The 26,292-nt window shown below is 69.3% G+C and carries 26 protein-coding genes and 1 pseudogene; 9 read left to right on the top strand and 18 right to left on the bottom strand.

Going from position 1 to position 26,292, the window contains the following annotated elements; all coding sequences use genetic code 11:
• Positions 1-348: 348 nt before the first annotated feature.
• On the top strand, positions 349-1,317 hold the full coding sequence (locus HCC61_RS10965; RefSeq protein WP_346777132.1) for a pyridoxal-phosphate dependent enzyme: 969 nt from the start codon (positions 349-351) through the stop codon (positions 1,315-1,317).
• 57 nt (positions 1,318-1,374) lie between these two features.
• On the opposite strand, the gene HCC61_RS10960 is transcribed toward HCC61_RS10965, so the two are convergent.
• The 9 genes from HCC61_RS10960 to HCC61_RS10920 all read right to left on the bottom strand — a co-directional run bounded on the left by HCC61_RS10960 (position 1,375) and on the right by HCC61_RS10920 (position 9,241).
• Complete coding sequence (locus HCC61_RS10960; protein ID WP_169135087.1) at positions 1,375-2,028, bottom strand: class I SAM-dependent methyltransferase; 654 nt, start codon at positions 2,026-2,028, stop codon at positions 1,375-1,377.
• Complete coding sequence (locus HCC61_RS10955; RefSeq protein WP_346777131.1) at positions 2,028-2,174, bottom strand: hypothetical protein; 147 nt, start codon at positions 2,172-2,174, stop codon at positions 2,028-2,030. The genes HCC61_RS10960 and HCC61_RS10955 overlap by 1 nt, the downstream gene beginning before the upstream one ends.
• A 116-nt stretch (positions 2,175-2,290) precedes the next feature.
• Positions 2,291-3,325 carry an ABC transporter substrate-binding protein gene (locus HCC61_RS10950; protein WP_169135086.1) on the bottom strand — a complete coding sequence of 345 codons (1,035 nt, stop codon included), beginning with the start codon at positions 3,323-3,325 and terminating at the stop codon, positions 2,291-2,293.
• The gene (locus tag HCC61_RS10945) at positions 3,304-4,116 is read right to left on the bottom strand and encodes an ABC transporter ATP-binding protein (protein ID WP_169135085.1); all 813 of its coding nucleotides are present in this window, start codon (positions 4,114-4,116) and stop codon (positions 3,304-3,306) included. Before HCC61_RS10945 ends, HCC61_RS10950 begins: the two co-directional genes overlap by 22 nt.
• Before the next feature lies 1 nt (position 4,117).
• Positions 4,118-5,137: an iron ABC transporter permease gene (locus HCC61_RS10940; protein ID WP_169135273.1), complete on the bottom strand. Its 1,020-nt coding sequence runs from the start codon at positions 5,135-5,137 to the stop codon at positions 4,118-4,120.
• 47 nt (positions 5,138-5,184) lie between these two features.
• Positions 5,185-6,498: an MFS transporter gene (locus HCC61_RS10935; protein ID WP_346777130.1), complete on the bottom strand. Its 1,314-nt coding sequence runs from the start codon at positions 6,496-6,498 to the stop codon at positions 5,185-5,187.
• Complete coding sequence (locus HCC61_RS10930; protein ID WP_169135084.1) at positions 6,495-7,340, bottom strand: DUF364 domain-containing protein; 846 nt, start codon at positions 7,338-7,340, stop codon at positions 6,495-6,497. The genes HCC61_RS10935 and HCC61_RS10930 overlap by 4 nt, the downstream gene beginning before the upstream one ends.
• Positions 7,341-7,440: 100 nt before the next feature.
• Positions 7,441-8,448 carry a pyridoxal-phosphate dependent enzyme gene (locus HCC61_RS10925; protein ID WP_169135083.1) on the bottom strand — a complete coding sequence of 336 codons (1,008 nt, stop codon included), beginning with the start codon at positions 8,446-8,448 and terminating at the stop codon, positions 7,441-7,443.
• A 10-nt stretch (positions 8,449-8,458) separates the two neighbouring features.
• Positions 8,459-9,241, bottom strand: coding sequence for a methyltransferase (locus HCC61_RS10920; RefSeq protein ID WP_169135082.1), 783 nt, complete (start codon positions 9,239-9,241; stop codon positions 8,459-8,461).
• Between the two features lie 469 nt (positions 9,242-9,710).
• Here HCC61_RS10920 and HCC61_RS10915 point away from each other — a divergent pair, with 469 nt between their 5' ends.
• Entirely contained in the window at positions 9,711-10,649 is a 939-nt protein-coding gene (locus HCC61_RS10915; RefSeq protein ID WP_169135081.1) for a kinase, read from the top strand.
• A 92-nt stretch (positions 10,650-10,741) separates the two neighbouring features.
• Here the strand turns inward: HCC61_RS10915 and HCC61_RS10910 are convergent, their stop codons facing one another.
• Both HCC61_RS10910 and HCC61_RS10905 read right to left on the bottom strand, forming a co-directional pair.
• A complete protein-coding gene (locus HCC61_RS10910) occupies positions 10,742-12,142 on the bottom strand; it encodes an SLC13 family permease (RefSeq protein ID WP_169135080.1) in 1,401 nt (466 codons plus the stop codon).
• Complete coding sequence (locus HCC61_RS10905; protein ID WP_169135079.1) at positions 12,139-12,312, bottom strand: hypothetical protein; 174 nt, start codon at positions 12,310-12,312, stop codon at positions 12,139-12,141. Before HCC61_RS10905 ends, HCC61_RS10910 begins: the two co-directional genes overlap by 4 nt.
• Before the next feature lie 549 nt (positions 12,313-12,861).
• On the opposite strand from HCC61_RS10905, the gene HCC61_RS30645 reads away from it, so the two are divergent.
• The 4 genes from HCC61_RS30645 to HCC61_RS10885 all read left to right on the top strand — a co-directional run bounded on the left by HCC61_RS30645 (position 12,862) and on the right by HCC61_RS10885 (position 17,733).
• Positions 12,862-13,398: an MmpS family transport accessory protein gene (locus tag HCC61_RS30645; protein ID WP_240968775.1), complete on the top strand. Its 537-nt coding sequence runs from the start codon at positions 12,862-12,864 to the stop codon at positions 13,396-13,398.
• A 256-nt stretch (positions 13,399-13,654) separates the two neighbouring features.
• On the top strand, positions 13,655-14,377 hold the full coding sequence (locus HCC61_RS10895) for a GntR family transcriptional regulator (protein WP_169135078.1): 723 nt from the start codon (positions 13,655-13,657) through the stop codon (positions 14,375-14,377).
• Between the two features lie 503 nt (positions 14,378-14,880).
• The gene (locus HCC61_RS10890; RefSeq protein WP_169135077.1) at positions 14,881-16,485 is read left to right on the top strand and encodes an AbgT family transporter; all 1,605 of its coding nucleotides are present in this window, start codon (positions 14,881-14,883) and stop codon (positions 16,483-16,485) included.
• A 162-nt stretch (positions 16,486-16,647) separates the two neighbouring features.
• On the top strand, positions 16,648-17,733 hold the full coding sequence (locus HCC61_RS10885; RefSeq protein WP_169135076.1) for an NAD/NADP octopine/nopaline dehydrogenase family protein: 1,086 nt from the start codon (positions 16,648-16,650) through the stop codon (positions 17,731-17,733).
• Between the two features lie 165 nt (positions 17,734-17,898).
• On the opposite strand, the gene HCC61_RS10880 is transcribed toward HCC61_RS10885, so the two are convergent.
• On the bottom strand, positions 17,899-18,216 hold the full coding sequence (locus HCC61_RS10880; protein ID WP_169135075.1) for a hypothetical protein: 318 nt from the start codon (positions 18,214-18,216) through the stop codon (positions 17,899-17,901).
• Between the two features lie 282 nt (positions 18,217-18,498).
• On the opposite strand from HCC61_RS10880, the gene HCC61_RS10875 reads away from it, so the two are divergent.
• Positions 18,499-19,095, top strand: a complete 597-nt coding sequence (locus HCC61_RS10875) for a 3'-5' exonuclease (protein ID WP_169135074.1) — start codon at positions 18,499-18,501, stop codon at positions 19,093-19,095.
• Here the strand turns inward: HCC61_RS10875 and HCC61_RS10870 are convergent.
• Together HCC61_RS10870 and HCC61_RS10865 are read right to left on the bottom strand one after the other, a co-directional pair.
• Entirely contained in the window at positions 19,046-19,546 is a 501-nt protein-coding gene (locus HCC61_RS10870; RefSeq protein ID WP_206322306.1) for an SRPBCC family protein, read from the bottom strand. The genes HCC61_RS10875 and HCC61_RS10870 overlap by 50 nt on opposite strands.
• 5 nt (positions 19,547-19,551) lie before the next feature.
• Positions 19,552-21,890, bottom strand: a pseudogene (locus HCC61_RS10865) (pyruvate dehydrogenase).
• Between the two features lie 155 nt (positions 21,891-22,045).
• On the opposite strand from HCC61_RS10865, the gene HCC61_RS10860 reads away from it, so the two are divergent.
• Complete coding sequence (locus HCC61_RS10860) at positions 22,046-22,525, top strand: Lrp/AsnC family transcriptional regulator (RefSeq protein WP_169135270.1); 480 nt, start codon at positions 22,046-22,048, stop codon at positions 22,523-22,525.
• A 143-nt stretch (positions 22,526-22,668) separates the two neighbouring features.
• Here HCC61_RS10860 and HCC61_RS10855 read toward each other — a convergent pair whose 3' ends face one another.
• The 4 genes from HCC61_RS10855 to HCC61_RS10840 form a co-directional block, all read right to left on the bottom strand.
• Positions 22,669-23,136: a hypothetical protein gene (locus HCC61_RS10855; protein ID WP_169135072.1), complete on the bottom strand. Its 468-nt coding sequence runs from the start codon at positions 23,134-23,136 to the stop codon at positions 22,669-22,671.
• A gap of 14 nt (positions 23,137-23,150) precedes the next feature.
• The gene (locus HCC61_RS10850; protein ID WP_169135071.1) at positions 23,151-23,855 is read right to left on the bottom strand and encodes a hypothetical protein; all 705 of its coding nucleotides are present in this window, start codon (positions 23,853-23,855) and stop codon (positions 23,151-23,153) included.
• A gap of 61 nt (positions 23,856-23,916) precedes the next feature.
• Positions 23,917-24,225: a hypothetical protein gene (locus HCC61_RS10845; RefSeq protein WP_169135070.1), complete on the bottom strand. Its 309-nt coding sequence runs from the start codon at positions 24,223-24,225 to the stop codon at positions 23,917-23,919.
• Positions 24,226-24,262: 37 nt separating this feature from the next.
• Positions 24,263-25,036, bottom strand: a complete 774-nt coding sequence (locus HCC61_RS10840; protein WP_169135069.1) for a hypothetical protein — start codon at positions 25,034-25,036, stop codon at positions 24,263-24,265.
• 354 nt (positions 25,037-25,390) lie between these two features.
• Here HCC61_RS10840 and HCC61_RS10835 point away from each other — a divergent pair, with 354 nt between their 5' ends.
• Complete coding sequence (locus tag HCC61_RS10835; protein ID WP_346777129.1) at positions 25,391-26,191, top strand: methyltransferase; 801 nt, start codon at positions 25,391-25,393, stop codon at positions 26,189-26,191.
• Positions 26,192-26,292 lie beyond the last annotated feature (101 nt).

Raw genomic sequence — 26,292 nt, 5'->3', positions numbered from 1 at the left:
AGTCCTTGGAGGGCGACCGAGGCACGGCGGCAGGAGCCGGCCTCGCCCTGCGCGCCGGGCCCGCGCCCGCGCACGAGGAAGCCTTCGTCCGCCAGCAGGCACCCGGACTCCGGGCCGGCAGCACCCAGGGCGGTCGCCATCGGCGCCCTGCTCGCCTGGGCCAACGGTCAGTGGCCTGTGCGGACGGCGGTGACGAAACCTCCGCAGGTCTCGGGCCAGGGACTGTCCGGCGGATCTTGCCCGTGCACCCGAGGCTCGTCCCTTCGTATGCGTGAAAGGGTGAGCATCCGGCGTGCTGGCTGACCTCATTCAGCGAGCTGTGCTGCGACATGGATGAGGGAGTTCGTGGTGGAGAAGGTGACGTTGTCGTCGTGGCCCACACCGATGGAGGCGGCTCCCCGGCTGGCCTCGGAGATCGGTCTGGCCCCGGACGATCTGCGGATCAAGCGGGACGACCTGACCGGACTTGGTGGCGGTGGGAACAAGGTCCGCAAACTGGAATGGCTGGTCGCCGACGCCCTCCAGCATGGCGCCGACACCCTGGTCACCACGGGCGGACCGCAGAGCAACCACGCCCGGCTCACCGCGGCCGCGGGCGCCCGGGCCGGCCTGAACGTGGTGCTGGTCATGCCCGGCTCCGGCCGCCCGGACCGGCCTGGTGGAAACCTGCTCCTGGATGCCGCTCTCGCCGCCCGGATCGTGTGGGCCGGTGACACCGCGCCCGCAGAGCTGGCCGGGCTGGCCGAGAAGACGTGCGCCGAGCTGCGTGGCGAGGGCGCCGTGCCGTATCCGGTGCCGTTCGGTGGATCCAGCGCCCTGGGGGCCCGCGGTTACCGTGAGGCGGGTGAAGAGATCCTCAACCAGCAGCCCGACGTCCGGCATGTCGTGACGGCCCTGGGATCCGGCGGCACGATGGCGGGCCTGGTCGCGTCCCTGGGAGCGGAACGGGTGCTGGGCGTCGATGTCGGGGCGCTCCCCGACCCTGCTTCCGTCGCCGCCGCCTTCGCCTCGGAACTCACCGGCAGCAAGGTGGCGGCCGGACAACTGCGCCTCCGGGGCGATCAGGTGGGCGAGGCGTACGGCGTCTTCTACGAACCCGTCCTGCGGGCCATCACCACGGTGGCGCGTACGGAGGGCATCATCCTGGACCCGGTCTACACGGGACGTGCCGCGGCGGGACTGATGGCCGCGGTGCGTGACGGCAGCATTCGGCCCGGAGAGCGCACGGTGCTGCTGCACACCGGCGGCCTGCCCGGACTGTTCGGCCACACCGAGGCAGCACACCGCATCGGCGAGACCCTGCACACCTACCCGTGACGTCGCCCCGGCCCGGATCCCCACAAGCTGCGGGCCGACACCGCCCGGCCCACTCGTTCACTTCGTGCGGCGGACGAGCAGTGTGGAGTCGTGGATGTCGACCGTGACGCCGTCGCGCGTCACCGTGCGTGGCCGCTGCTCGACCACGAGGGCCTCCAAGCCGTCGGGCAGGCCTGGCAGCAGATCCTCGGCGAGGAACATCGCCCTGCGATGGCCCGCGGTGAGGTGGGTGAACGCGTCGGACGGTGCGTGGCCCACGATCAGAAGGTGCCCGCCCAGGGCGACGGCCTCGGCCAGACGGCCGGCGACCTCGACCATCCCGCCGTCCGGCGGGTGCAGGTAGTGGGTGGTGACCAGGTCGTAGGAGCGGCCGCCGGCCGCGAAGGCCCGGGCGTCCACCTGCCACCAGTCGGTACGGTCGCCCACCCCCGCCTGTTCGGCGTGCCGGGCGGCGCGGGCCAGACCGTTGGCCGAGAAGTCGGCCCCGGTGACCGTCCAGCCCTGCCCGGCCAGCCAGATCACGTCGCCGCCCTCACCGCAGCCGACGTCGAGCGCGGTGCCGGGGGTCAACCCGGAGGCCTCGGCGACCAGTTGCGGGTTGGGATCGCCGCTCCAGAGCGTCTCCTCGCCGGAGTACCGCTCCTCCCAGGCCGGCGGCTCGAAGACGGCTGCCGCTTCCTCGTCCGTGAGCGGGTGTTCGTGTCCACTCATCAGGCGGCTTCCTTGCCGCCGGCGTCGATCACCAGCACCGAGCACCGGGACCGTCCCAATACCAGTGCGACGCTCAGTGCGGCGGCTCCACCGCCGACGGCGGCCACGTCGTACCACTCGTCTGTGTACCACTCGTCTGTGTCCATGCCTGCCAGCGTGCGGAAGCCCCCGCTGATGGCGCGAACTTCCTTGCCGGTCCGGCAAACTCGCGACTGAAACGCCGGCGCTGGTCGGGCCGGAGCCTCAGCCCTGCCTGTGGGCTTCAACGCTCCAAGTCGCGCAGATACTTTCCGAACTTCTCCAGGCCGTCGATGTTGCGGGGGCCGCTGATGCCTTCGTTGTAGTCGAGGATGAAGAAGTTGTTCTTCTTCACGGCGGGCAGTTCCCTGGTCTGCGGTGACTTCTTGAGGAAATCGATCTTCTTCTTGGCCGGTTTGTCGCCGTAGTCGAGGATGATGACGACCTCGGGTTCGGCCTTGGTGACGCTTTCCCAGTTCACCTGTGTCCAGCGCTGGTCGAGGTTCGAGAAGACGTTCTTCCCGCCTGCCTTCTTGATGATGTCGTCGGGCGGGACCTGGTTCCCTGCCGTGAAGGGCTGGTCGGTGCCCGAGTCGTAGAGGAAGACCGGCACTCGCTTGCCGCGGGGCGCCTTCGACGCCACGGCCTGCTCGCGTTCCCTGAGGCCGTCGACGACCTTCTTCGCCTTCTCCTTCGCCTTGAATATCTTTCCGAGCCGTTCCAGGTCGGTGTAGAGGGCTTCGAACGGTGCCTTTTTCTCCGCGTACTTCGGGTAGTTGTAGCAGCTCTCGGTGTGCATGAAGCTCTGGATCCTGAGCTTGTCCAGGATCTCCGGCGTGATGCCGCGCTGATCGCTGAAGCCGGAGTTCCAGCCGGCCACGACGAAGTCCGCCTTCGCGTCGACGACGAGTTCCTTGTTGAGGAGGTCGTCGCTGAGCTTCTTCACCTTGGCGTATTCGGAGGCCCAAGGCGACTCGCTCACCGGCGGATTGGCCGGGGGCATTACGTAGCCGTAGACGTGCTTCGTCAGTCCGAGGCTGAAGAGCTTGTCCGCGCTGCCGCCCTCGTAGGCGACGGTGCGCTTGGGCACGGTGTATTCGACCGGCTCGCCGCACCTGTTGACGGTGGTCTTCTCGGACTTCTTCCCGTCGGTCGCGATGTCTGCTCCGCATCCGCTGAGCAGGAGCGCGGCAGCCGCGGTCGAGCCGGCGAAGGCACGTCGCCGTGCGTGGTTCAGTGCGTGGTTCAGTGCGTGGTTCAGTGGTCGCGTGAGGGGCATCGGGCGTCACTTCCGTTCGGTGATGGAGGGGTGAGGGAGTACAGCAACTGCGGGACGCCGGTCAGCGGGTGGCTGATGAGGGTTGTGCGGACGCCGAAGACGTCGTGCATCAACTCCGGCGTCAGGACGTCCTCGGGGCTGCCCGTGGCGACCAGGCGTCCTTCGCGGAGAACGCCGAGCTGGTCGCAGACCGCGGCGGCGAGGTTGAGGTCGTGCAGGACGACCAGGGCGGTAAGGCCGGCGCTGCGCAGCAGCGAGAGCAGCTCCACCTGGTGCCGCACGTCGAGGTGATTGGTCGGCTCGTCGAGGACGAGGATCTGCGGTTCCTGGACGAGGGCGCGGGCCAGCAGGACGCGTTGACGCTCGCCGCCCGAGAGCGTCAGTACGCCGCGACGGGCCAGGTGGCCGATGTCCAGTTGCTCCATGGCCCGTTCGCACAGCCCGCGCTCCCTGGAGCTGAGCGCCTGGTTGCCCCGGATATGGGGAGTACGTCCCAGCGCGACGACCTCCTCCACGGTGAAGTCGAGGTCGATCTCCCCGTCCTGGGCCAGGGCCGCGACCAGTTGCGCGCTTCGGCGCATGCTGAGACGGGACAGCTCCTCCGCACCGATCCGCACCGTGCCCGAACTGGGCCGTAGCGCCCGGTAGATGCACTTGAGCGCCGTCGACTTGCCGCTGCCGTTGGGCCCGACGAGGCCGACGCATCTGCCGTCCGGCACGTTCAGGGAGAGGTCGCGCAGGAGCTTCTTGCCGTCGGTCACGACGGAGAGCTGATCCAGGGTCAGGTCCATCTCAGCGGCCTCCGAACATGTAGGCCCGGCGGCGCATCAAGGTGACGAAGACCGGAACGCCGATCAGTGCGGTGATGACGCCGAGGGGCAGTTCCCGCGGGGCCACCAGCGTCCGGGCCACGAGGTCGACCCACACCATGAAGACGGCCCCGACGAGCGGAGCGACCGCGAGTACGCGTGCGTGGGTGGCGCCGACGACCATGCGCACCAGATGGGGCATGACCAGGCCCACGAAGCTGATGGCACCGCTCACGGCCACCATGGCTCCGGTGACGAGCGAGACGAGGACCAGGAGCGCCTTGCGCAGCCGGTCGGGGTCGATGCCGAGGCTCGCAGCCGTCTCGTCGCCGAGTGCCATCACGTCCAGGGCGCGGCTGCGGCGGCTCAGCAGCACGAGTCCGAGCAGCACCGCGACGGCGACCGCCGGCAGGGCCGCCCACGTCGCCGAACCGAAGCTGCCCATCGTCCAGTACAGGACCGTGCTGGTGGCCTCGCTGCTGGGGACCAGATAGATGATCACGCTCATCACGGCCTGGAAGCCGAGCGCCATGGCGACGCCGGTCAGGATGAGGCGCAACGGGGACATCCCGGCCCGGCCGGCGGCAGCGGCGTACACGAGGGCGGAGGCCGCCAGCGCCCCCAGGAAGGCGCCGGCTGACATGGCGTAGACCCCCAGGCCCGCGAGCCCCCCGGTGACGGTGACGCTCACGGCACCGACGGACGCTCCGGAGGAGACGCCCAGCACGTACGGATCGGCCAGGGCGTTGCGCACCATCGCCTGGACGGCGACCCCGATGGTGCTCAGCCCCGCCCCGACGAGCGCGGCCAGCAGTACGCGTGGCGTGCGGATCTCCCAGACGATCTGATACGTCGTCGCCTCGTTCGGGCCGATCTCCCCGCCGCTCAGGGCGGCCCACAGGTACCGGGCCGTATCGCCCGGCGTGACCACCGCCGTTCCCAGACCGATCGCCACCAGCACGGACACCGGCAGCAGGACGAGGAGACCGGCGCAGACCGGCATCAGACCCCTGCGTGGGGAGGACGGCTCGGGAGGGCGGGTCACCGGGGTCACCGCGTTGCCGGCGGATCAGATGACTCCGCCTTTTCTTCGCCGACCTCGCCGTCCTCACCGCCGGCTTCGTACGGGAGCCGGGAGACCAGGAAGCCGGCGCCCAGTGCCGCCGCGGTGAGGATGCCGAAGACGAGTGCCACGCCGGGATAGCCGGCGATGCCGAGACCCAGGCCGCCGAGAGATGCGCCCAGGAAGACGCCGAGGCTCATGCCTGCCGCGTTGATGCTCAGCGCGGACCCGCGCAGCGCCCCGCAGCGCCTCACCAGAAGGCTCACCGCGCACGCGGCCACGACCGCGTGGCTCGCCGCATGGAGCGAGGTGAGCACGAGAGCCGCCGGAAGCCAGTGCGTGAAGTAGAAGCCGACGACGGAAGCCAGGGCCGCGAGGAGGCCCAGGATCAGCAAGTGCTCGGTACGCACGCGGGGTTGGGCGGAGTTCGTCAGACGCCCTGTGAGGAGGTTGCTCACGAAGAACGACGCGCCGCTGAGTGTCCAGACGAACGAGAAGAGACCGGGGGCGAGTTGGAAGCGGCTGTCGTAGTACGCCGCCAGGTACGCCAGATATCCCATGAACACGGCAGTGCGGAGAAGGGAGATCAGCAGCAGCGGCACCGCACCGGGCACCGCGGCAAGGGCCTTGAACGAAGCGAGGTAGCTCAACTTCCCGCTGGTGTCGGCCTCTTCTTCCTCCGCCCCGGAACGCCCGCGCCTGGAGAGCAGAATGATCGCGAGCAGCAGCGAGACGGCCGTGACCGAGAGAAGATCCCCTTCCCATCCCCAGAACACCGCGGGCAGCGCGATCACCGGCGCCGCCAGCATGGCCGTCATGGACTGGGTCGCCGTGACCAGCGTCGCCGCCCGGCTGGCCGCCTTGCCGGCACCGAACCGGTCGGCCGCCGCAGCGGTCAGAGCCGGGTTGAGCACGGCAGTGCCCGCGCCCACGAGCAGGCAGAACGCCACGAGAAGGATGTACTCGCCGCTCGCTCCGAGGGCAGCCGAGACTGCCAGAACGCCGAGTCCCCCGGCCGCGGCCCACTCCCTGGGGATGCGGTCGATCAGCGGTGCCAGCGCCGTACCCACCAACAGGGCGGCGAGGCCCCCGAGTCCGCGCAGCCCGCCCATCGCTGCGACGCTGCTGCCGGACTCGTCCGCTATCGGTACGAGATACGTGCTGAAGACGGTGAACGGCAGCAGCCCGACCGCTGAAGCCAGCAGAACGGGCCACAGGGTGCGCGTCATCTTCAGATCGCCCGGAAGCCGCTCACCCGTCTCGGAATCCTCCCGCTTCACCTGTGCGGTCCCGGCGCTCACGATGCCTCCTCGAGTGCCGCCGCAGAGCTGCCGGCCCGGTAGCGGTAGAGGACCGTCGCGTCCGCGCTGAACTGTGAGAACGGGAAGGCCTCGGCGGACAGCGCGGTGACACCGCTGGGGAGGAACGCGCGGGCGACGGCGCTGCCGGTCTGTGCGTAGACCACGAGCGGCACGTCGTGCTGCCGGCAGTGCTCGAGAATCAGGTCGAATGTGCCGTTGCCGAGGGTCATTCCGGTGGCCACCACGGCATCGGCCTGCTCCAGGACTTCGGTCATGTCGTCCGAGACCGGCTCGCCCCACTGTGTGGTGCGCAGGTTCAGGTCGCAGGGCAGAGCGACGCCGCCCCGCTCACGTATCGCTTCGATCAGTGGATTCACGACGCCGATCAAGGCGACCCGGGCACCCGGTTCGAGGTCGAGGAGTCCGGCGATGGCGGCGTCCCGCGCCCTCGCCCGCGTTTCAGGCGTTCCCGTGGGCAGTGTGACCGGCTCGGCTTCAACGGCCTCCCGGTGCGGCCGGACCCGGGAGAGGTAGGCGTCCAGGGCGGCGATGCGCACTGAGGCGGACTCGCTGCGCAAGAGCCTCTCCAGCGGGAAGCCGGAGGCGTTCTCGCAGAACTCGGGGCCCAGTTCACCCGCTTCGAAGGAGCAGGCTCCGAAGCTGTCTCCGGCGCGCAGCAGGAGATAGTGGTTGTGGTAAGTGACGTCGCCGCCTGCGAGCCGCGTCGTGTGGTAAAGCCAGAAGGCGCTGGTGACCGTCACGTCCTTCGGATCCGGACCGTAGGCCCCCTCCAGTATTCCCTCGGTGAGTTCCGCGACGGTGTGCGGCTTCGGGTACGGCATTCTCAGTTCTCTCGTCGAATTGCGGATGGGATTCGTGCTGTCCGATTCGGGATCGGCCCGCCTCTCTCCGAGCGGCGGGGTCCCTTTTCGTCGCGGGGTCTCAACTGCCGCGTCGCGGCGGGGACATGTCGCGCCAGTAAGCCGCCGACCAAGGAGGTTTCAAGTCGTCGAGGGAGGTGATCTCGTGCGGCCTCAGGGTCCCGATGTCCTTGGCGTCACGGTGCTGCGCATAGGCGTCCCCGACGTAGCGGTGGCCCGTGTCGGCCGCGATGAAGACGTACGTGCGCGAGCCGTCCCCGCGTCGTTCCCAGAGGGTGGTCAGGTAGGCCGCCCCGGCCGAGAGCCCGGCGAATATGCCGGTGCTGCGCAGCAGTTCGACGGATCCTGACAAGGCGCATTCGAAGTTGACCCAGTGGATCCTGTCGTACAGGTCGTGCCGGACGTTCCTGAACTCGATGGCGCTGCCTATGCCGGCGATGATCATGTCCGGGTCCGGCACGTGCTCCGATCCGAACGTCACGCTGCCGAAGGGCTGTATACCCACGACGGACACGTCCCGGCCGGATTCCCGCATGTACGTGGCGATGGCGCCGGTCGACGCCCCCGAGCCGACGCCGCCGACCAACGTGACCGGCCCCGCGGGGATTTCCCGGTCCATGACGCCGGCGACCTCGCGGTAGCCGTAGTAGTGGATTTCGTCGTGGTACTGCCGCATCCAGTGGTACGACGGATTCTCCTCGAGGATCTCCGCGATCCGGCGTACCCGCAGTTCCTGGTCCAGTCGCAGGTTCTTCGACGGCTCGACCTGTTCCAGGGTGGCGCCGAGGATCTCCAGCTGCACGCGGAGCGTCCGGTCCACGGTCGTGGAGCCCACGATGTGGCACTTGAGCCCGTAGCGGTGGCAGGCGAGCACAAGGGCCTGCGCGTAGATGCCGCTTGAGCTGTCGATGAGCGTGTCGCCGGGCTTCACGGCCCCCGAGTCGAGCAGATGACGCACCGCACCCAGGGCCGAGTAGATCTTCATCGATTCGAAGCGCAGACAGAGCAGATCCGGCCGGACGCGAATCAGGTCGGGCTGCTTGATCGCTTCCGCGATATGTGAGTGCATCTCCGGCCCGTCAGACCGCTGCGATCCGTCGCAACTTGAACAGGAAGGTCTGCACGTTGTCGGTGTCCCACAACTGACGGTGGATCACCTCCGGTACGAATCCGGACTCGATCGCGTACCCGACGATGTTCCGCATCTCGGAGGTGTTGGAGACGATGAAGTAGACCTCGCCGTCGTCCGCCAGCAGGTCCCGGTGGACGACCTGGTCGAAGAACCGCCGGGCTATGCCGATCCCCACGCACACGTTGCGCACGACAGCCGGGTCCTCACTCACCGTCTCCCGCACGGCGGGCGGGTTGAAGGTGACGACGTCGAACCGTGCTCCGTCGGGCACGCTGTCGAACAGGTCGGAGACCCACGGGTGGAACAAGGTTCCGGGCCGGTCTCCCACGATGCGCTCATAGGCCTCCGTCATCGCCCGGACGCTCTCCGGGTCGACGTCCATCGCGTGGATCTCCGTCGCCCCGCGGAGCCCGGCGACGACCGCCTCGACACCAAGACCGGCCCCCATCGCGGCGTACGACCTGCCGCTGACGGGGATGGTCCCGTCCAGTATCCGGTCGTGGATCATCCGGCTCGTCTCTCCAGGCAAGAAGACGCCGGGAGGCACCTCGAACTTCCAGTCCCGGTAGGCGTATGTGCGCCGTGTGTGCAGGTCCGCCTTGGGAGCGTTCAGGGCGATGATCTCGTCCGCGGGAAGCGTGGGCGGAAGGGTTTCGCGGAGAGCCCACGCCCTGGCCACCGCCGGGTCGCCGGCGGAGAGTGCTGTCCTCATACGGTTCTGCTCGCCCATCGCTCCTCCTGCTGGGGTCTTCCTGTGGGTCCCGTCCCGGCCGGCTGCACTGCTGCGTCATGGCTCGTGCCTCCCGCTGGAGGCGAACTCCGGGGCGTTCCGCCGCAGTTCTGGCAGCACGACTGATGCGGACGTACGGCTCGATCCGAGCGGCTGCCCTGCGTCAGCGAGCGTCTATTAAATGGAAATGATTGTCAAGAGCATCATCGCGCACCCCCACCCCGTGGACCCGCCCTTCGACTCGCAAGGCCCTGACCACAGGCGAGGCCCACTTGCCTCCTGGCGCCAGGATAGGCTAGAACGATTATCAGTTTCATCTAACGCTTCGTCGACATCCCCGCACCAGGTCCTCGACACCGACCGGCACCGTCAGTCACGTCAGGCCGTCAACTGGCCCTGCTCGTAGGCGACAAGCCCCTCCCCCACGTCCACGTCCAGGTGGGTCCACAGAGGAAGAAGAGAGGAAGACGTGAAGCGCTCCGACGACGTGAGACCGCGACAGGAACCGACGGGCACGGCCACGGCGTTCGGCACGTTCGGCGAACTGTTGCAGGGGGTGCTGCCGGAGGACGGTGGCGACTTCCTCGTGACCCTGCCGGTCGCCCGGTGGAGCATGGCGACTTTCCGTCAGGACCCGCGCGCCGCGGCGATCACCGTGCGCCCCGTGCACAAGAAGAAGGCACTGCGGCTGGTCCGCTTGATCGTCGAGGAGGAGCATCGTCCCGTCAGGGGCGAACTGGCCCTCAGCAGTGTGATCCCCGAGGGAAAGGGGCTGGCCAGTTCGTCGGCGGACCTCGTCGCCACCGCCCGGGCCGTGGCGAAGGCCCTCGGCACACCGATGCCGCCCGCCAGGATCGAGCGACTGCTGGCCCGGATCGAGCCCACCGACGGTGTGCTCTACCCGGGGATCGTCGCGTTCCACCACCGGCGGGTGCGGCTTCGTGCGGTCCTCGGATCCCTTCCGGCGATGACGGTGGTGGGGATCGACGAGGGCGGCGCGGTGGACACCGTCGCCTACAACCGCATCCCCAAGTCCTTCTCCACAGCGCAGGGTTACGAGTACGCCCGTCTGCTGGACAGACTCACCGACGCCATCCCGCGTCACGACCTGGCAGAGGTGGGCAGGGTCGCGACCCGCAGCGCGCTGATGAATCAGCCGCACCGCTACAAGCGGTCGTTGGAGCCGATGCTGGAGATCTGCCGTGAGGTCGGCGGTCTCGGAGTGGCCGTCGGGCACAGCGGTACGACGCTCGGACTGCTCCTGGACTCCCGTGACCCGTCGTGTACGCGCCAGGCCACCGAGGCGGCCCGGGCATGCGCCGAACTGGCAGGCGGCATCGCCGTCTACCGGACGCTCAGCTTCCCCGGAGTGCGCGCCCCCACCACCGAGCCCCTGCTCCCCGTCTGAGGGAGAGGTCTGGACGGGAGATCACTTCCGTGCGAGACGCCTCCGCGTACGTACGGAGCCGGATTCGGCGCTTCGGGTTGTGGGTTCGGAGTTCACAGGACGACGAAGATGAGCCAGCTCAGCAATGGGGCCAGCGCGATGACGATCAGCGCCCATGACAGCAGGCGGCGGAAGTAGACACGTGGCTCGACGCTGCGCTGGTTGGCCACCAGGAGCGCCCCGTTCGTCGACAGCGGGCTGACGTCGACGACGCTGGAGGATATGCCGATCGCGCTGATCGTGCCGAGCATGGGAAGCGCGCCCTGTTCCAGCAGGGGTATGGCCAGCGGGATGGACGCACCGAGCACGCCGGCCGTCGAGGCGACCGCCGAGATCACGCCGCCGATGTAGGACGCGGCGAGGGCGGTGAGCAAGGGGTTCCCGGAGGCCGTGAGGGCGTCGCTCAAGTAGTCGATCGTTCCTATCTGGTTGAGGACCTCCACGTACGTCAGGACGCCGCACACCAGCAGGACAGCGGACCACGGAATGTGCTTGATGCTCTCCGCGTACCGCGAGGGCGCCATCAGCGTGATCGCGGCCGCCGCGGTGAGCGCCACGAAGCCCACGTCCAGTTGGAAGAGCGATGTGCTCAGCACCAGGCCGACGATCGCGACGACGGTGCACACCTGGTGCAGCGTCGCACTCTTCTGGTTCAGCTCCAGGTGTCCGGCGCCCTTCGGTTCGCGGGAACCGCCGGTGTCCTCATCGGAGTTGGTGGTCCTCGGTTCCTCGGCGTCGGGCTCGTTCTCTTCGGTGTCCGGCCCGAGCGCCACCCCGCCCGCGGGTGTGGTCGTCGTGTCCGGCACCGCGGCCGCCGTCGCGAACGCCACTCGCTGCCGCCCCCGCTCGCGTATCAGCTTTATCCCTCCGAAGAGGAGGAAGACGCAGACGGCCACCGCCAAGTTGAACAGCAGGCTGTTGAAGAAGAGGCCCATCGGCTCGCTGGGCAGGTTCTTCTTGGAGAGCAGGCCATTGGTGATCGCGCCGAACGGGCTCAGCGGCGAGAACGAACCCGCCGTCGCCCCCTGCACCACCATGAGCCCCATCAGCATCGGGCTGATGTTGTGGCGGTCGGCGAACCGCAGCGCCATCGGCGCCACGATGGCCACCGACGCCGCGCTCAGCGCTCCCGCCGCGGCGACGAACGCGGCGAGCAGGAACATCAGCCAGGGGATGACGGCGACCCGGTTGCCCACGGCGCGCATCGCCAGGTCGATGATCCGCTGCAACGTCCCGTTGTCGTTCGCCAGCGCGAACAGATAGGTGACGCCGACGATCAGGATGAACAAGTCGCCCGGAAATCCGCCGAATATCTTGTCGACTTCCAGCCCACCGGCACCGGTTCCGATCAGGAATGCCGCTACGAGCGCCAGAATTCCAAGGTTGACAGGGACGAAGGAGGCCACCACGAACATGGCCACGAGCACCAGCAGCGAGAGGATCTCCACGTTCACGGCTGCCGCCCGTACTCGCTGACAAGCCGGGATCCGGCGGTTTCACGCGGGCCGACCTCGATCGGCCCGACGACGGCGCCGACGGTGCCGGGGCCGAACTCCGGCCCCGCGTCGTCCAGGGCGCGGTGTTCGTTCCCACCCGTGAAGAGGGTCTTGCTCAGTCGTTCCATAGGTATTACGTGGCTCCATGACCGTCGTCGCGCGCGTCATCTGCGAATTGGGCGCGGCGGGCGCCCCTGGGATCAGCGACAGAGGGAGGAGGCCACGCGCCGCAGGTCGACGCTGCGCCTCCGGATGAGCCGGACAGACATGCGGGCGAACCTAAGGAGGTGGGAAACGCCTGGTCAAGCATCTATGCGAGCCTCGGCGGTACCGCAACAGCCCGTTCGTGGCTCCGCAATGGGCCCGCAACACTTCGCCGCGGAACGCCTCTTGGGGGCCGGGGGCGACTCTTCGTTCCGGAGGGGACCCTTGGGCGGCGATCCGCTGGCGCCTCGTACCCGCCGGGCGGGGCAATGCGCCATTCCTCCGCGAGCAGTTCGTGCGGACCCGGTCCTGGTGGCCCAGGCGATCGTCGTGATCAGCAACTCGTCGGCGTCTGTGGCCTCTTGAAACTCGGCTACTTCACCAAAAATCCACACATCACACAGCACAACCATGCGTGCAGGAAGGTCGTCCAATCATCAACAACCAAACAACGGAACGGGAGCACCCGCGACATGAACCAGCCCGACCCCTACGTGCAGCCGCCCTTCCCGCCGCAGCCCGAGCCGCACCCGAAGAGGAAGACCGGCCGTAAGGTACTCGGCGCCCTCGTCGGCGGGCTCCTGCTGATAGGCGGCTGCTCGGCCGTGATGAGCGACGACACCGACGCCCCCGACGCCAAGCCCTCCCCGGCCGCGAAGGCGCCCGCCGCGGAGAAGTCCGCCAAGCCGGCGAAGGACGAAGCGAAGCCGAAGGCCGACCCCGCGAAGGTCACATTCAAGGTGTGGGGCACCGCCCCTGACGGCGCGCTCGGCCCCATGGACATCACCTATGGGTCGGACACCGAGAGCATCAGCGGGAAGGGGCTCCCCTTCGAGAAGACGCTTCCGCTGAACGATGACGCGATGTATTACAACGTCAGCGCGCAGCTTCAAGGCTCCGGCGATATTCACTGCTCGGTCACCGTCAACGGCGAGACGAAGAAGGGCCATGCGAAGGGCGGTTACAACATCTGCGACGCGCAGGTGAACGCCGGCCTCGCCGGCTGGTGACGATGGGCAGAGGTGCGCCGACCATGTGACGCACTCTGGCCGAACAAGCCACTCGTACCCGGACACGGAACGACGCCCCTCGGCATCCACCCACCGAGGGGCGTTTGCATGCCGGTTGGCCGTGGCCGAGCCCTTCGGCGCCAAAGCCCCCCCGGGTGGCTGGTGAGCGCGCACAACCGGGCGCGTGGTCGACCGGTTAATTGACTGCAAAAAACAGGTATTGACCGGTCAATTGAGCGGGCCTACATTTCTGGCCATGGCAGTTCCCGCATACCTGCGGATCCGCAACGAGATCGAGCAGCAGATCCGCTCCGGCGCGCTTCCTCCCGGCAGTCGGCTTCCCACTGAAGCCGAGCTCCAGCAGGTGCACTTGGTCGGCCGCGCGACCGCGCAGCGCGTGCTGAGCGAGCTGGCGCAGGCCGGGCTGGTGGAGCGCCACCGCCGGCGGGGCACCTTCGTCACCGACGGGGCACGGCAGGAGAACCTGCTTCGCTTCGTCAACACGTCCCTGCCGGGGCCGAAGATCCCCGGTCGGCATGCCGTGGAGTCCGCGCAGGTGGTGCAGGCCCACGACGCCGGTCTGGACTTGCCGGGCGTGGACGACGACATACCCGTGCATCAACTGCGACGGCTCAAGTACGACGTCGACGACAACGTGATCGCCGTCGAGCTGTCCGTCATCCCGTTCTCACTGGCACCCCGGCTGCAAGAGGAGGATCTCGACCACCTGACGACGCACGACTACTTCGCGCACCTGGGCATCCCAGCGGTCAAATCCCGCATCTACATCGACCCCATCGCGCTCGATGCCGCGACCGCGGCACGGCTGCGCGTACCCGAGGGCCAGGCGGTGATCCGGCTGCGCCGGCTGACCTGGCTGGCCGACGGCAAGCTCGCCGAAGCGAGGTGGGACATCACCCGCCCCGACCTCGTCGAGTTCTTCCTCGAGCAGACCATCGATCCCCCACCGGGCTCCTAGAGACAACGGGCCCAGCCGGTCGATCCGGCCGGCGGCGGCCACCTGACCGCGGCAGCACGGTTCGCCCGAGCCTCAACCCCTCAGCAACCAGGCGGTTTTCATCCGGAACGGGCCCTGGCCTTCCCGTACCGGACGAGTCCGCAACCGAGATCATGACGCGCCGCCTCACCGGCGCGGGGCGCGCCACGACGCAGCTCGCCGCGGCGTGCGACACATCCGCACCGCTCCCCGAGCGGCTGCCCCCACCAGTCCCCACCAGTACGCGCGGCCGGACCGCTCCCGGCCGAGGTCCCACCCTGCCGTCCGGATCCTCCGGACGCGGCTCACACAGCAGATCTCCGGCCTCGATCTCCGGCCCCCGGCCGCCTCCGGGACCCGTCATGCGCGGAATCGGCTCCGCAGCGCGGACTCACACGGAGACGGCGGAGGCCTGCGAGCCGGACGGAGCCCCGCCCTTCGTCCCCGAGACGGCTCCAGCGCAATCAACCCGAAAGGCCTCTGAGATGACGCAGACCATGAGCAGCGATCCGGTCGCCGATCCGTCCATGAAACGGCTGTTCCGGGCGCTCAGCGCCATCGAACGAGCGGGAAACAAACTGCCCCATCCGTTCTGGCTGTTCTGGATCCTGGCGGCTCTCCTCAGCGTGACGAGTGCCGTGCTGGCCGCTGCCGACGTGTCCGTCACGCTTCCCTCGACGGGCGACTCCGTCGCGGTGAAGAGCCTGCTCTCCACCGCTGGAGCCGAGTTCGCGGTGAAGTCCGCGCTGGACAATTTCGCCGGGTTCCCGCCCCTGACGGTCGTCGTGGTGGTGCTGCTCGGCGTCAGCGTCACGGAGAAGAGCGGTCTGCTCACCGCGCTCCTGCGTGTCACGATCGGCAGGCTGCCCAGGCGCTGGCTGACCTTCTCCATCTCCCTGAGCGCCATGACCGCACACGTCATGAGCGACTCGGCCTACATCGTGATGATTCCGCTGGGTGCCCTGGCCTATCGAAGCGCGGGCCGCAGCCCTCTGCTGGGCCTGATGGTCGCCTACGCGGCGACGGCGATCGGCTTCAACGCCAGTCCCCTCGTCACGCCGGCCGACGCCGTCCGCTCCTCCCTTGCGACCGCGGCCGCGCACACCGTCGATCCTCATTACGTCATCACCCCGGTCGCCACATACTTCTTCACCGCTGCGTCCTCGGTCTTCCTCGCTGCCGTGATCGCCCTCACCGTCGACCTGTTCCTGGCGAAGCGGCCCGAGTTCGCCTCGATACCCGAGGACGAAGCGGTCGCCGACAGCGTCTTCAGCGCCCGGCACGCGGAGGCCCCGGAGGAGGCCCCGGAGCACGGCGACGCCCCGTACGCGATCGCGCTGACCTCTGCCGAGAAGCGCGCCATGAAGCTGTCGGCCGCGGTGCTCGTGGCCTACGTCCTGGGAGTTACGGCACTGCTGTGGCCGGGCTCCCCCTTCCGCGGAGAGGGCGGCAGCATCGTCCAGTCCGTCGTCGTCGTGAACATCGCCGTGTTCATCGCGCTGCTGTTCGCGATTCTCGGGATCGTCTACGGCAAGCAGGTGGGCACGATCCCCCGGCTGTCCTCCGTCCCGTCGGCCATGGCGGACGGGATCCGCTCGATCGCTCCCGTGATCGTCCTGTTCTTCGCGGTCGCGCAGTTCCTCGCCTACTTCACGTGGACCGGCATCGGATCAGTGATCACCGTCGAAGGGGCCGATCTCCTCAAGTCCCTTGATGCGCCCCATCTCGTCATCCTGCTCGTGATCGTCGTGGCCATCAGCGGCCTCAACATCGTCATCAGCAGCGGCTCGGCGATGTGGTCCATCCTCGCCCCCGTGATCGTCCCGCTGGTGATGTACATCGGGCTCGCCCCACAGGCAGCGATGGTGGCCTTCGCAATCGGGGACTCGGTCACCAACACCACGCCCATGAACGCGTACTTCGTCCTGGCGCTGGGGTTCGTCCAGCAGTTCCGCAAGGGCGCCGGCATCGGAACGCTGCTGTCCTTCACGATTCCCGTCGGCTTCACCGTGCTCGTCTCGTGGGCTTGCTTCTTCGCCCTCTGGTACACGCTCGGCATCCCGCTCGGGCCGGGCGTGCCCGTCAGATGAACCCTTCGGGCGCCGCTGCCGTCGGCTCCTGCCGAGCAGCCGGCGCCCGATGACCGCAGGACTGGGCTCTCACGGACACAGCCCCCTGCGGGACCTCAGCCTCAGCCGAGCCGAGGCGACGTACGGATCGCCGGATCGCAACAGAAAGAGAGAAGCTCTCGCATGGGTAGCATCGCCATCATCGGCGCGGGGAACGTCGGTCAGGCCATCGCGGGCCACATGTCGCTCCAGGGCCACGACGTGCGGCTCTTCGACCGGTGGGGCCACGACCTCGAACCGATCAGGGCCAACGGGGGCGGCATCGACGTCGTCGGCGAGGTGGACGGTCACGGCAAGCCGTCCGTGCTGACCACCGACCTGAAGGAGGCCGTCGACGGCGCACAGGTCGTCGCCGTGGCCGCCCCGGCTTTCGCACACGCCTACATATCGCAGGAGCTCGCGGCCGTCCTGGAACCCTCCCAACTCGTCCTGTTCCAGCCCGGGGTGCTGGGCAGCGGCGTCGAGCTCGCCCGCATGTTCGCGGTCGCCGGCCGCACCCGCTGCCTCGTCGCGGAGACGGCGACCAGCCTGTACACATGCCGCCTGCGCGAGCCCGCGAACGTCTACATCGGGGCGGTCAAGCGCTCGGTCCCCCTGGCCGCCGTTCCCAGCGCGGACACTCCCCAGGCCCTCGCGATCCTCCGGGCCTTCTTCGGAGAGCGGTACGTGCCGGGCGGGGACACACTGACCGTCGGCCTCCTCAACTGCAACCCCATCTACCACGTCCCGCCGGCCGTGCTGAACTTCAAGACCGTCGAGGACGCCGACCGTCACCCGCTGCACTCCCTGGTCACGCCCCGCATCGCCGAGGTCGTCGACGCACTCGACAGGGAGCGCCTCCGCCTGGCGGCGGCCCTCGGAGCGGAGACGACGAGCTTCTGGGACTTCCTCACCACCGCCTACGGCGTCACAGAGGGAAGCTTCGTCGAACGGATCGTGCAGGGCTACGGCCAGCAGGCCTTCCCCGAGCCGGACTCGGTCGGCCACCGCTACTTCACCGAGGACATCCCGTTCGGCCTGGTCATCTGGAGCTCGCTTGCCGAACGGGTCGGGCTCTCACTGCCGTTGACCGATTCCTTCATCGCGGTGAGCAGCGCCCTCTGCGGACGTGATTTCACCGCCGAGGGCAGGACGGCCGAGTCGCTGGGTCTGCTGCGCGCGGACGCCGCCGGCGTCCGCGCGGCCTTCATCGACGGCACGGTGGGCTGACCGCCGTCCGACCGGCGGGAGCGCGCCGGCTTCTCGTGGCAGGTGCGAAGTCACGCAAGCAGGCGCGCTCTCCCGCATCGCGGTCGCGACCGGTGGAGCCGCCGCCTCCCTCACCACCGCCTCCCTCACCACCGGCGCCCGAACTCGCAGGTGCCGTCGCGCCGTTCAGCGGGTGCGGAAGTTGCGGTGACCGCGGACCGCGGCGATGACGAGTACGGCGACGGCCGTCGTCACGAGCACGTAGTGGAGCCAGTCCGCAGCGGTGTCGAGCAGCCGGGTCAGCGATGTGCCGGCGTAGGTCTCCGGCACTTCGGCGCTCGTGGCCACCCAGAGCATGAGGGCGCTGATGATCAGGCTGCCCGTGCACAGCATGAGGCGGAGCAGGGTCCTCCTGCTGCGGAAGCGTTCGAGAACGGCCAGCAGCATGAGGAATCCCAGGAGATAGACCACCCAGGCGCAGATGATCAGGAGCTGAAGCAGCACGCAAGGGCCTCCCGTGGCAGGGCAGTTGAGCGGCGACGGCGGCCTCACTGTAGCGGCCCACCGGGCGCCTTCGTCCCCCGCGAGCAGGGCGTATGCAGTTCCTTCACAGGCCGGCGCCGGTGCCGTCCGGAAATCCGGTGAACGGACCACGAATGCTCAGTAGCGGTGCCGTTCTCTCCTGAGCGGCGGCGACTCCCGTGATTGGCTTGGTGGCCGCGGGCTCCGCCGCACGGTATGGGGTGCACGGCACGGAAGCCGCTTCACGGACACGGAGGTACGACCTTGCCCACCTTTGTCGTATTCGACCTCGAATTCACCACCTGGCCGGGGGCTCTCGAACAGGACTGGACGGCACCGGGGCAGCTTCGGGAGATCGTGCAGATCGGCGCGTTGCGGATGGACGCCGACCACACGGTCGTCGACGAGTACGAAGCCCTTGTCCGGCCGGTGGTCAATCCGGAACTGTCGCCGTATTTCACGGGTCTCACCGGAATCCGTCAGGAAGAAGTGGACCGGGACGGACTTCCTCCGGCTGAAGCGCTCGGCGGTTTCCTGGAGTTCTGCCGCGGTGGCCGGACCGTGCTCTCGTACGGCAACGACATGGTGGTTCTCGGTGAGAACGTGGGCTGGGCGCGGGCTCGCGGTGAAAAAGTCGAACACGGCTTCCTCGACGTCGGCTTCATGAATCTCCGGCCCTGGGTCAACACCCTCGCGCCGGCGACGGAATCGGCGAACGTGGGGCGCCTGTGGAAAGTCCTCGGCCTGTCCAAGCCGGTTGCGGGAGACGAGCATTCGGCGCTCTTCGACTGCTATTCCTTCGCCGCCGCCATCAGGCACCTCTGCGACTCCGGGGCCGCCTTGCCCGAGGGCTGCCCATAGCGGTGGGCAGCACATCGGCCAGCCGCCGCAGGGCGCGCCGGTTCGCGCGCCGCAGCAGCGTCCTGACCACCGGTGCGGCCAGCCGTTCGCTCAGCGGCGCGCTCTGCCATGCGTACTCGAACAGCACCCGCGTACCGCCGCCGGGAAGTTCCCTCAGCACGTACGTGCCGTGCGCGACGCGGCGGCCGCCAGCGCCGGTGTTGCGCTCGACGATCCTCGACGGGCGCTCCGCCGCGACGACTTCGATGCGGATGCGGTCGCGCCGGCCGGCGGCCACCGCCGTCACGCGGGCAGCGGAGCCGACCCCGCGCGCGGGCCCGGAGCACTCCCATTCGCGCAGCATGTGGTCGGTGAACTCCTCGTGGGCCGCGAGGACGTCCAGGAAGTCGTAGACCTCTTCCCGCGGCTGGGGCACGTCGATGTGCACAACTACCGGTCGCACGCCCCTCATCGTAGTCAGCCGGCCAGGTCCAGCGCCGCCCCTACGATGCCGTCCGCGTCGATGCCGTGGTACCGGTGGACATCCGCGAGGCTCCCGCTCTGCCCGAATCCGGTCACCCCCAGCGTGCGGCTCGGCACTTCGTTGACTCCGGCGAGGAACGCCAGCGTGTGCGGGTGCCCGTCGAGCACCGTCACCATCGGACGTGCCCGCTCGGCGGGGAAGGTCTGGCCGAGAATCCAGTCCGGGCCGTCCTGGAGGCCCTGCCGTGCCCGTACCGCCCGGAAGAGCAGGTCGGCGCTGGTGACGCACACGACGTCCGCGCCCACGCCGAGCCCTTCGAGGCGTTCGGCCGCTGCGAGCGCCTCCGTGACCATGGCGCCGGCGGCCGCGATCGTCACCGACGGGGCCTCGTGCCGGCGCAGCGGATAGCCCCCGGCCACGGCCTGCCGGCGCCGCCGCTCACGCGCCGCGGGGTCGGCTGGAACAGCGGCAAGCGCCTGGTCCACGGGACGGGTGGACAGCCGGAGGTACGTCGAACTGCCGCCCGCCTTGCCGAGGTCGGCCAGACCGGCGAGCAGGCACCACTCCACGTCGAGCGCGAAGGCGGGCTCGTAGCCGTGCAGCCCGGCTGTTCCAGACCGATCGACGGCGTGATGACCGACTGGTGCGCGCCGCCCTCCGGGGCGAGGCTCACGCCCGACGGCGTGCCGACGAGGATCGACTGCCCGCCCGCGTACATCCCGAACGACCACGGCTCCAGGGCCCGGCCCACGAACGGGTCGTAGACCACGCCGATCGGGAGCAGCGGCGTGCCCCACCGGCTCCACGTCGCGCCGAGCTCGCCCAGGAGGCTCACCAGATTCGTCTCGGCGATGCCCAACTCGATGTGCTGTCCGCCCGGTTGTTCGCGCCAGTGCAGGATGGTCTCGGCGTCGTCGTCGAACCAGTCGCGGCGCTTCGTGGCGGACCAGGTGCCGACCTTGTTCAGCCAGCCGCCGAGGTTCGTGGTGGAGGCGACGTCGGGGCAGACGGTCACCACATGCTCCGCCGCCCGGGAGGCCTCCCGTGTCAGGTCCAGCAGGGCCCTGCCGAGGGCCTGCTGTGTGGAGCCCTTCCCGGAAGGCGTGCGCCCGAAGTCCGCGGGCAGGGACGGGGGTTGCGCCGGCGGCACCTCGTCGCGGTGCAGCCTCGCCGCCGTACGGTCGCACAGCGCGGCCTCGGCGCTGCCCTCGGGGAAGCGGGCCCAGGGGACCTCGGGGTCGGCGCCCACGCGCTCCGCCAGCTGCCGCATCTGCTCGCCGGTCAGCAGCGCCGAGTGGTTCTGCGGATGACCGGCCGTCGGCAGCCCGTGTCCCTTGACGGTGTAGGCGAAGACGACGGTGGGCCGGGAGTCGTCGATGCGGGAGTAGGCCTCGATGAGCGCGCCCAGGTCGTGCCCGCCGAGATTGCGCAGCAGGGAGACCACCGAGTCGTCCTCCAGCCCGGCCAGCAGTCGCGCCACGGGCTCGCGTCCCGGACCGGAGCCGGGCAGACGCTCGCGCAGCTGCCCGGCGGAGCAGCGCAGCAGCCGCTGGTACTCCGGGTTCGTCATCTCGTCGATGCGTGCGCGCAGCGCGTCGCCCCCGGGCCTCGCGAACAACTCCTCAAGCAGACGCCCGTACTTGACGGTGATGACCTGCCATCCCGCGGCGTCGAACATCCCGCGCAGCCGGGTCGCCGAGATGTTCGGCACCACGCGGTCCAGGGACTGCCGGTTGAAGTCGACGATCCACACGACCTCGCCGAGATCGGCGACGGCGGGGTCGAGTACGGCCTCCCAGCAGGCGCCCTCGTCGAGTTCGGCGTCGCCCAGCAGCGAGAACTGGCGTCCCGTGCCGCAGCCGCCGAACCGGCCGTTCACATAGCGGCGTGCGATCGCGCCCCAGATCGGTGCCGTCGCGCCGATCCCGACGGATCCCGTCGAGTAGTCGACGGGGTCCGGATCCTTCTCGCGGCTCGGATAGCTCTGGAGACCGCCGAGGCTGCGCAGCGTGGTCAGGTACGACTCGTCCAGCTCGCCCAGCAGATGGTTCACGGCGTGCAGTACGGGCGAGGCGTGCGGCTTGACCGACACCCGGTCCTCGCGGCGCAGTTCGTGGAACCACAGCGCCGTCATGATCGACGTCATCGAGGCGCTGGACGCCTGGTGGCCGCCGACCTTCAGCCCGGACGGATCGGGGCGCAGGCGGTTGGCGTGGTCGATGACCGACGTCGCCAGCCACAGCACTCGCTGCTCGACCGCCCGCAGGGTCTCCAGGTCGGCCCCGCCGTCGGGCCGCGCCGCAGGGGCCTCGGCCGGGGCCGCTTCCGTCATGTCGTCCGTGGTCTTCATGCCGTCCGTCCGAAGCATCGAAGTCAGCAGATTGCATCAACATGACAGCAGGGCGATGATGACCGCACAATCACGGCGCAGCCCAATGGGCAATCTGCTCAGTGAACGGGCCCGGGAGCACAGCGAGGTTGAGCATTGTGACAGGCGAGGAGCCCCTCGACACCGTCGACGCGAGGCTGCTGCTCGCGCTCACCGAGGAGCCGCGCGCGCCCGTGGCGGCGCTCGCCCAGCGCCTCGGGCTCTCCCGGAACACCGTCCAGGCACGGCTCACGAGACTCCGGCGCCGGGGCGCCCTGCGGTCGTTCGAGCGCCGCATCGACCCGGCGGCCCTCGGCTATCCGCTCTCCGCCGTCATCACCACGCGCGTCACGCAGCGCAGGCTCGAAGAGGTCGCCGAGGCGCTCGCGCGCATCCCCGAAGTCGTCGAGGTGGAAGGGCTGAGCGGCGAGACGGATCTGCTGGTGCGGGTGGCGGCCGCCGATGCCGACGACCTGTACCGCGTCGCCGGTCAGGTCCTCGCGGCACCGGGGGTGGAGCGTACGAGCACCGCACTGGTGATGCGCGAACTGGTGGGCCACCGCCTGACGCCGCTGCTCCGGCGGTCGGCCGGGGACTGAGCGGTACGGAGAAGGGGACCGGTGGCGACACCGGTCCCCTTCTCCATGAGAATTCCCCGTACGGACTCAACAGGGGCGCAGGCCGGTGCCGATGCGGTCGACCGGCGGCAACCCGCCGTCCATCGCCGGGTGTTCCCGGCGCGTCATCGGGCCGTGCCGGTCCCCGTCCGGCCGGACCCTGCACCCGGCCCGCTGCGCTGGGCCGACCTGAACACCCGCCGGCAGACGGCCAGCACGAGGACCAGCGGGAGGTTGATCGCCACCAGCACGAGCGCCCACTGCCCCGCGTCAAGGATCAGGAGCGCCGCACACGTCGCCACCACCACCGCGCACACCAGGGCCAGGACCAGGAAGGCCGCGCCCGCGAGTCCCGGCCGGCGCGCCGGCCTCCTGCCGGAGAAGGCAAGGGCGGCCCCGCAGAAGGAGAGCACCAACAGGAGCGGCGAGGAGTACGTCATCGCCCGGAGCGCCTCGGTCGTCGAGCCGGTCGTCGGCCCCGCCGTCAGCGCCACGGCGATGAGCCCCGCGTGCAGCAGCGTCCAGAACAGCGCGAGGACGCCGAACACCGTCATGAACCGGCTGACGGTGGCCTCGGGAACACTGGTGGTCATCTGCACCGTCCCGGTCAGCCGAGGGCGAAGCTGGGCCACTTGTCGCTGTAGCCGCTGAGGTTGCGCAGCGCCGACGCGGAGTCGTCGGCGGCGAACTTCAGCGCCACGGTGGCGCCACCGGCAGCGAGCAGGAATCCCACCACTGCCCCGATCTGCGCCAGCAGCCCTACCGGGATGCCGATGATGGTGCCCTCCGCGGCCATCCCGCCGACGAACGCGAAGACGGCCACCACCAACGCGCTCACGACCGCGATCCAGAAGATCCAGATCCCGGTCTTCATGGTGTTGAGGGCGGACGAGACACCGGACGCATAGGTCTTCCCGATCGCGTCGAGCGCGTCCTTCTGGCCGCCGATCCTGGACTTGTAGGCGCTGGCCGCTGTGCCCGTCCAGTTGTCGTCCACCATCAGGTCGTCCGAGTCCACCTCGCTCGCCCGCTTATGGGCCGGGACGCCGAGCTTGGAGTTCCATTTCTCTCCGGTGTCCTTGAGGAGGAAGGGGTCGCCGACGTAGGCGAGTTTGTCGGTGAACCAGTCCCAGAACTCCGACATCTTGTCGCAGAACCGGTTCCAGAGGTCCTCGACCTTGGAGATGACCCAGTGCAGGAACGAAGGGACGTGGGACAGCAGTCCGTTGATCTTGTTCTTGACCTGGTTCACCAGGTCGCGGATGCGGTCGAGCTTGTCGACGATCTTCTGGATCAGTGCGTGGATGTCCATCGTGGTGTCTCTTCTCCCGTTGCGGTGCTGGTTGGTCGGACCCCTGGGGGGCTGATGCGGCTCAGTGCCATTCCCACGCCGACTTGAGGCGGTCCTTCGCCGCCTCGTCGCTGCCTTCGTAGGTGTTGTGCACCTTGCGGAGCGCGTCGCCGGCCCCGGACGTCTCGCGCTCGCCGTCCCGCAGGTAGTCCTCCATGAACGAGCGCACCTCCTCGTACTGCTTGTGCACGTCGCCGCCCATGAAGGAGAAGTCCTGGGCGCGCAGCGTCATGTCCGCGCAGTCGCCGCGGGCGGTCTGAAGCATCGAGGCCGTGTCGTCCCAGCGCTTGGCATCCTTGGTCAAGGCATCCATGGACGCTTTGAAGGTCATCGGTGGCTCCTGTCGAGTCGGGCGGTCGCGGGCGGTCTCAGCGGGCGGAACCGGGGAAGGGCGGGGAGTCGTCGAGACCGAGGTACGTGGCCAGGTCCGAGGGGTTCTCGGCGAGGGCCGCGAGGGTGGCGAGCCGCGCGAACGGCGGGCTCTCCTCGGTCCTTTCGGCGAGCCGGCGACGGGCCTGCTCCAGCGCCTCCGCGGCCTCGCGGCCGATGTTGAAGGCGTGGGCGCGCCCGAGCCAGCGCGTATCGAAGTCCAGGCCGACCGGATCGCCCGTCCCGGAGACCCTGGCGGTGACGTGCCCCGAGCTGCTGCGGCCGCTGACCTCGGTCGCGGACATCGTGTCCACGTCGTCGCCGGCCTGCTCCATGGCGCCCTCGAGTTCGTCGAGCATGTCCAGCAGCCGGTTCATGGCGCGCGTGTCGTCGATCGTCGCGCCCGTCTGCTCGAAGCGTTCAAACAGCTGACCGGCCACCGTGTCGGACATCCCGGGCCGTGGCCGGGGCCGGGGCGGATCCGTCTCTGCCCGCTCGACGGCCTCGCCCCAGCCCTCCAGCCGCTTCGTCGCGGCCTGTTGGTACGCCTCGACCACGGCTGAGCCCAACTCGGTGTCCCGCAGGGACCGTTGCCAGTCGGGGTCGACCCGGATCCCGGCGAGCTGTCCTTCCGTGTCCAGGTCGACCGTGACCGACCCGGTGCTGTCGAGGCCCTGGCTGGGACCGGAGTTCTTCAGCTGCTCAAGAACCTGCGCGTCCACATCGGCGCTGTCCCGGAAGTCGTCGATGCGGTCGCGGGCGTCGTCAGGCATGCGTCCTCTCCCCGTTGTCGTCGCCGGCAGGTCCCGGGTGGGAGTGGCCGGACAGCGGGCCGCGAGTCATCCACGGGTCCTGCGGCCGACGCGCGAGCGCGACGAAGCCCCCTGGTGACCCCGGCCGGACCAGCGATGGCGTGGCCCCTGTGCCGTCGTCCCTCCCGAACCGCCGAGGCTGAGCAGAACACACTAGACCTTGGGCACCGCACTCGCACCCGAAGAGAGCCACTGAATCGCCCCGTCTCGTCCACGCCGTCCTCACCCCGTATCGCACCGGCTCACAGGCGGGATGGAAGCTCAGAGGCCGGAGGAAGGAAGCCCGTTCACAACGCCCGCTGGTAACTTGACGCCGTGGACGAGGACACCGACACCTGGGCCGATCTGGCCGACCAGTTCGCCGACGACGCCTACGCCTCGGTGAAGGGGCGCGTGCGCACCTATGTGATGCACCGGCAACTGCTGGAGCATCTGCCCGCGACTCCGGCGCAGGTGCTCGACGTCGGGGGCGGCGCGGGTCATCAGTCGTTTCCACTGGCCCGGGCCGGCTACGAGGTGACGTTGCTCGAGCCGTCGCAGTCGATGCTGGGCAAGGCCCGGGAGCGGATCGAACGGCTGCCGGAAGAGGTCCGGCGGCGGGTCACGCTCGTGCAGGCCGACGGCGAGCACGCCCAAGAGGCGGTGAACGGGCGGCAGTTCGACGCCGTGCTGTGCCACGGCGTGATCGGATACCTGGAGCAGCCCGAGCCGTTGCTCGACCAGCTGTGCCGGTGCGCAGCCCCAGGTGGCGTGGTCTCGATCCTGGCCGGCAACGCCGACGCGATGGCGGTGCGCCCGGCGCTGGAACAGCGCTGGGAGGACGCCCTGGAGGCGTTCGACGCCAGGAGCGAGATCGGGGTGCTGGGCGTGCCTGTGCGCGCCGACACGGTGGAGGAGCTCGGCGGGCTTCTGCGCGACCGCGGCGTGGAGCCGCTGGAGTGGTACGGGGTGTGGCTGTTCGTCGACTGGCTCGGCTTCGGCGGAGCCGAGCTGGACCCGGGCGATGCGAAGCAGCTGGAGGCCGCTGCCAGGGTCGAGTTCGAAGCGGCTCGGCGCGATCCTTACCGGCGGCTCAGCCGCGTCTTCCATCTCCTGGGGCGCAAGGGTCCGAGCTGACGGACGCCGGGGAGGGACGAGACCGGTCGACGCGCCCTGATCCAGGCGGAGTTGACGACGTGCGCCCGCCCGCCCGCACGGCCGTGCACCCGCCGGGGCCC

The sequence above is a fragment of the Streptomyces sp. HNM0575 genome, from assembly GCF_012726265.1.
In the GTDB taxonomy this organism is placed as follows: Bacteria; Actinomycetota; Actinomycetes; order Streptomycetales; family Streptomycetaceae; genus Streptomyces.
This window is presented reverse-complemented; position numbering and strand designations above follow the sequence as displayed.

What these genes read in the sequence shown, in the direction of transcription:
- HCC61_RS10960 (WP_169135087.1), bottom strand. Translation starts at nt 2,028, where the DNA reads ATGAGTGGACACGAACACCCGCTCACGGACGAGGAAGCGGCAGCCGTC.
- HCC61_RS10955 (WP_346777131.1), bottom strand. Translation starts at nt 2,174, where the DNA reads ATGGACACAGACGAGTGGTACACAGACGAGTGGTACGACGTGGCCGCC.
- HCC61_RS10950 (WP_169135086.1), bottom strand. Translation starts at nt 3,325, where the DNA reads ATGCCCCTCACGCGACCACTGAACCACGCACTGAACCACGCACTGAAC.
- HCC61_RS10945 (WP_169135085.1), bottom strand. Translation starts at nt 4,116, where the DNA reads ATGGACCTGACCCTGGATCAGCTCTCCGTCGTGACCGACGGCAAGAAG.
- HCC61_RS10940 (WP_169135273.1), bottom strand. Translation starts at nt 5,137, where the DNA reads ATGCCGGTCTGCGCCGGTCTCCTCGTCCTGCTGCCGGTGTCCGTGCTG.
- HCC61_RS10930 (WP_169135084.1), bottom strand. Translation starts at nt 7,340, where the DNA reads ATGCCGTACCCGAAGCCGCACACCGTCGCGGAACTCACCGAGGGAATA.
- HCC61_RS10925 (WP_169135083.1), bottom strand. Translation starts at nt 8,448, where the DNA reads ATGCACTCACATATCGCGGAAGCGATCAAGCAGCCCGACCTGATTCGC.
- HCC61_RS10920 (WP_169135082.1), bottom strand. Translation starts at nt 9,241, where the DNA reads ATGGGCGAGCAGAACCGTATGAGGACAGCACTCTCCGCCGGCGACCCG.
- HCC61_RS10905 (WP_169135079.1), bottom strand. Translation starts at nt 12,312, where the DNA reads ATGGAACGACTGAGCAAGACCCTCTTCACGGGTGGGAACGAACACCGC.
- HCC61_RS30645 (WP_240968775.1), top strand. Translation starts at nt 12,862, where the DNA reads ATGAACCAGCCCGACCCCTACGTGCAGCCGCCCTTCCCGCCGCAGCCC.
- HCC61_RS10895 (WP_169135078.1), top strand. Translation starts at nt 13,655, where the DNA reads ATGGCAGTTCCCGCATACCTGCGGATCCGCAACGAGATCGAGCAGCAG.
- HCC61_RS10890 (WP_169135077.1), top strand. Translation starts at nt 14,881, where the DNA reads ATGACGCAGACCATGAGCAGCGATCCGGTCGCCGATCCGTCCATGAAA.
- HCC61_RS10885 (WP_169135076.1), top strand. Translation starts at nt 16,648, where the DNA reads ATGGGTAGCATCGCCATCATCGGCGCGGGGAACGTCGGTCAGGCCATC.
- HCC61_RS10870 (WP_206322306.1), bottom strand. Translation starts at nt 19,546, where the DNA reads ATGAGGGGCGTGCGACCGGTAGTTGTGCACATCGACGTGCCCCAGCCG.
- HCC61_RS10855 (WP_169135072.1), bottom strand. Translation starts at nt 23,136, where the DNA reads ATGACCACCAGTGTTCCCGAGGCCACCGTCAGCCGGTTCATGACGGTG.
- HCC61_RS10850 (WP_169135071.1), bottom strand. Translation starts at nt 23,855, where the DNA reads ATGGACATCCACGCACTGATCCAGAAGATCGTCGACAAGCTCGACCGC.
- HCC61_RS10845 (WP_169135070.1), bottom strand. Translation starts at nt 24,225, where the DNA reads ATGACCTTCAAAGCGTCCATGGATGCCTTGACCAAGGATGCCAAGCGC.
- HCC61_RS10840 (WP_169135069.1), bottom strand. Translation starts at nt 25,036, where the DNA reads ATGCCTGACGACGCCCGCGACCGCATCGACGACTTCCGGGACAGCGCC.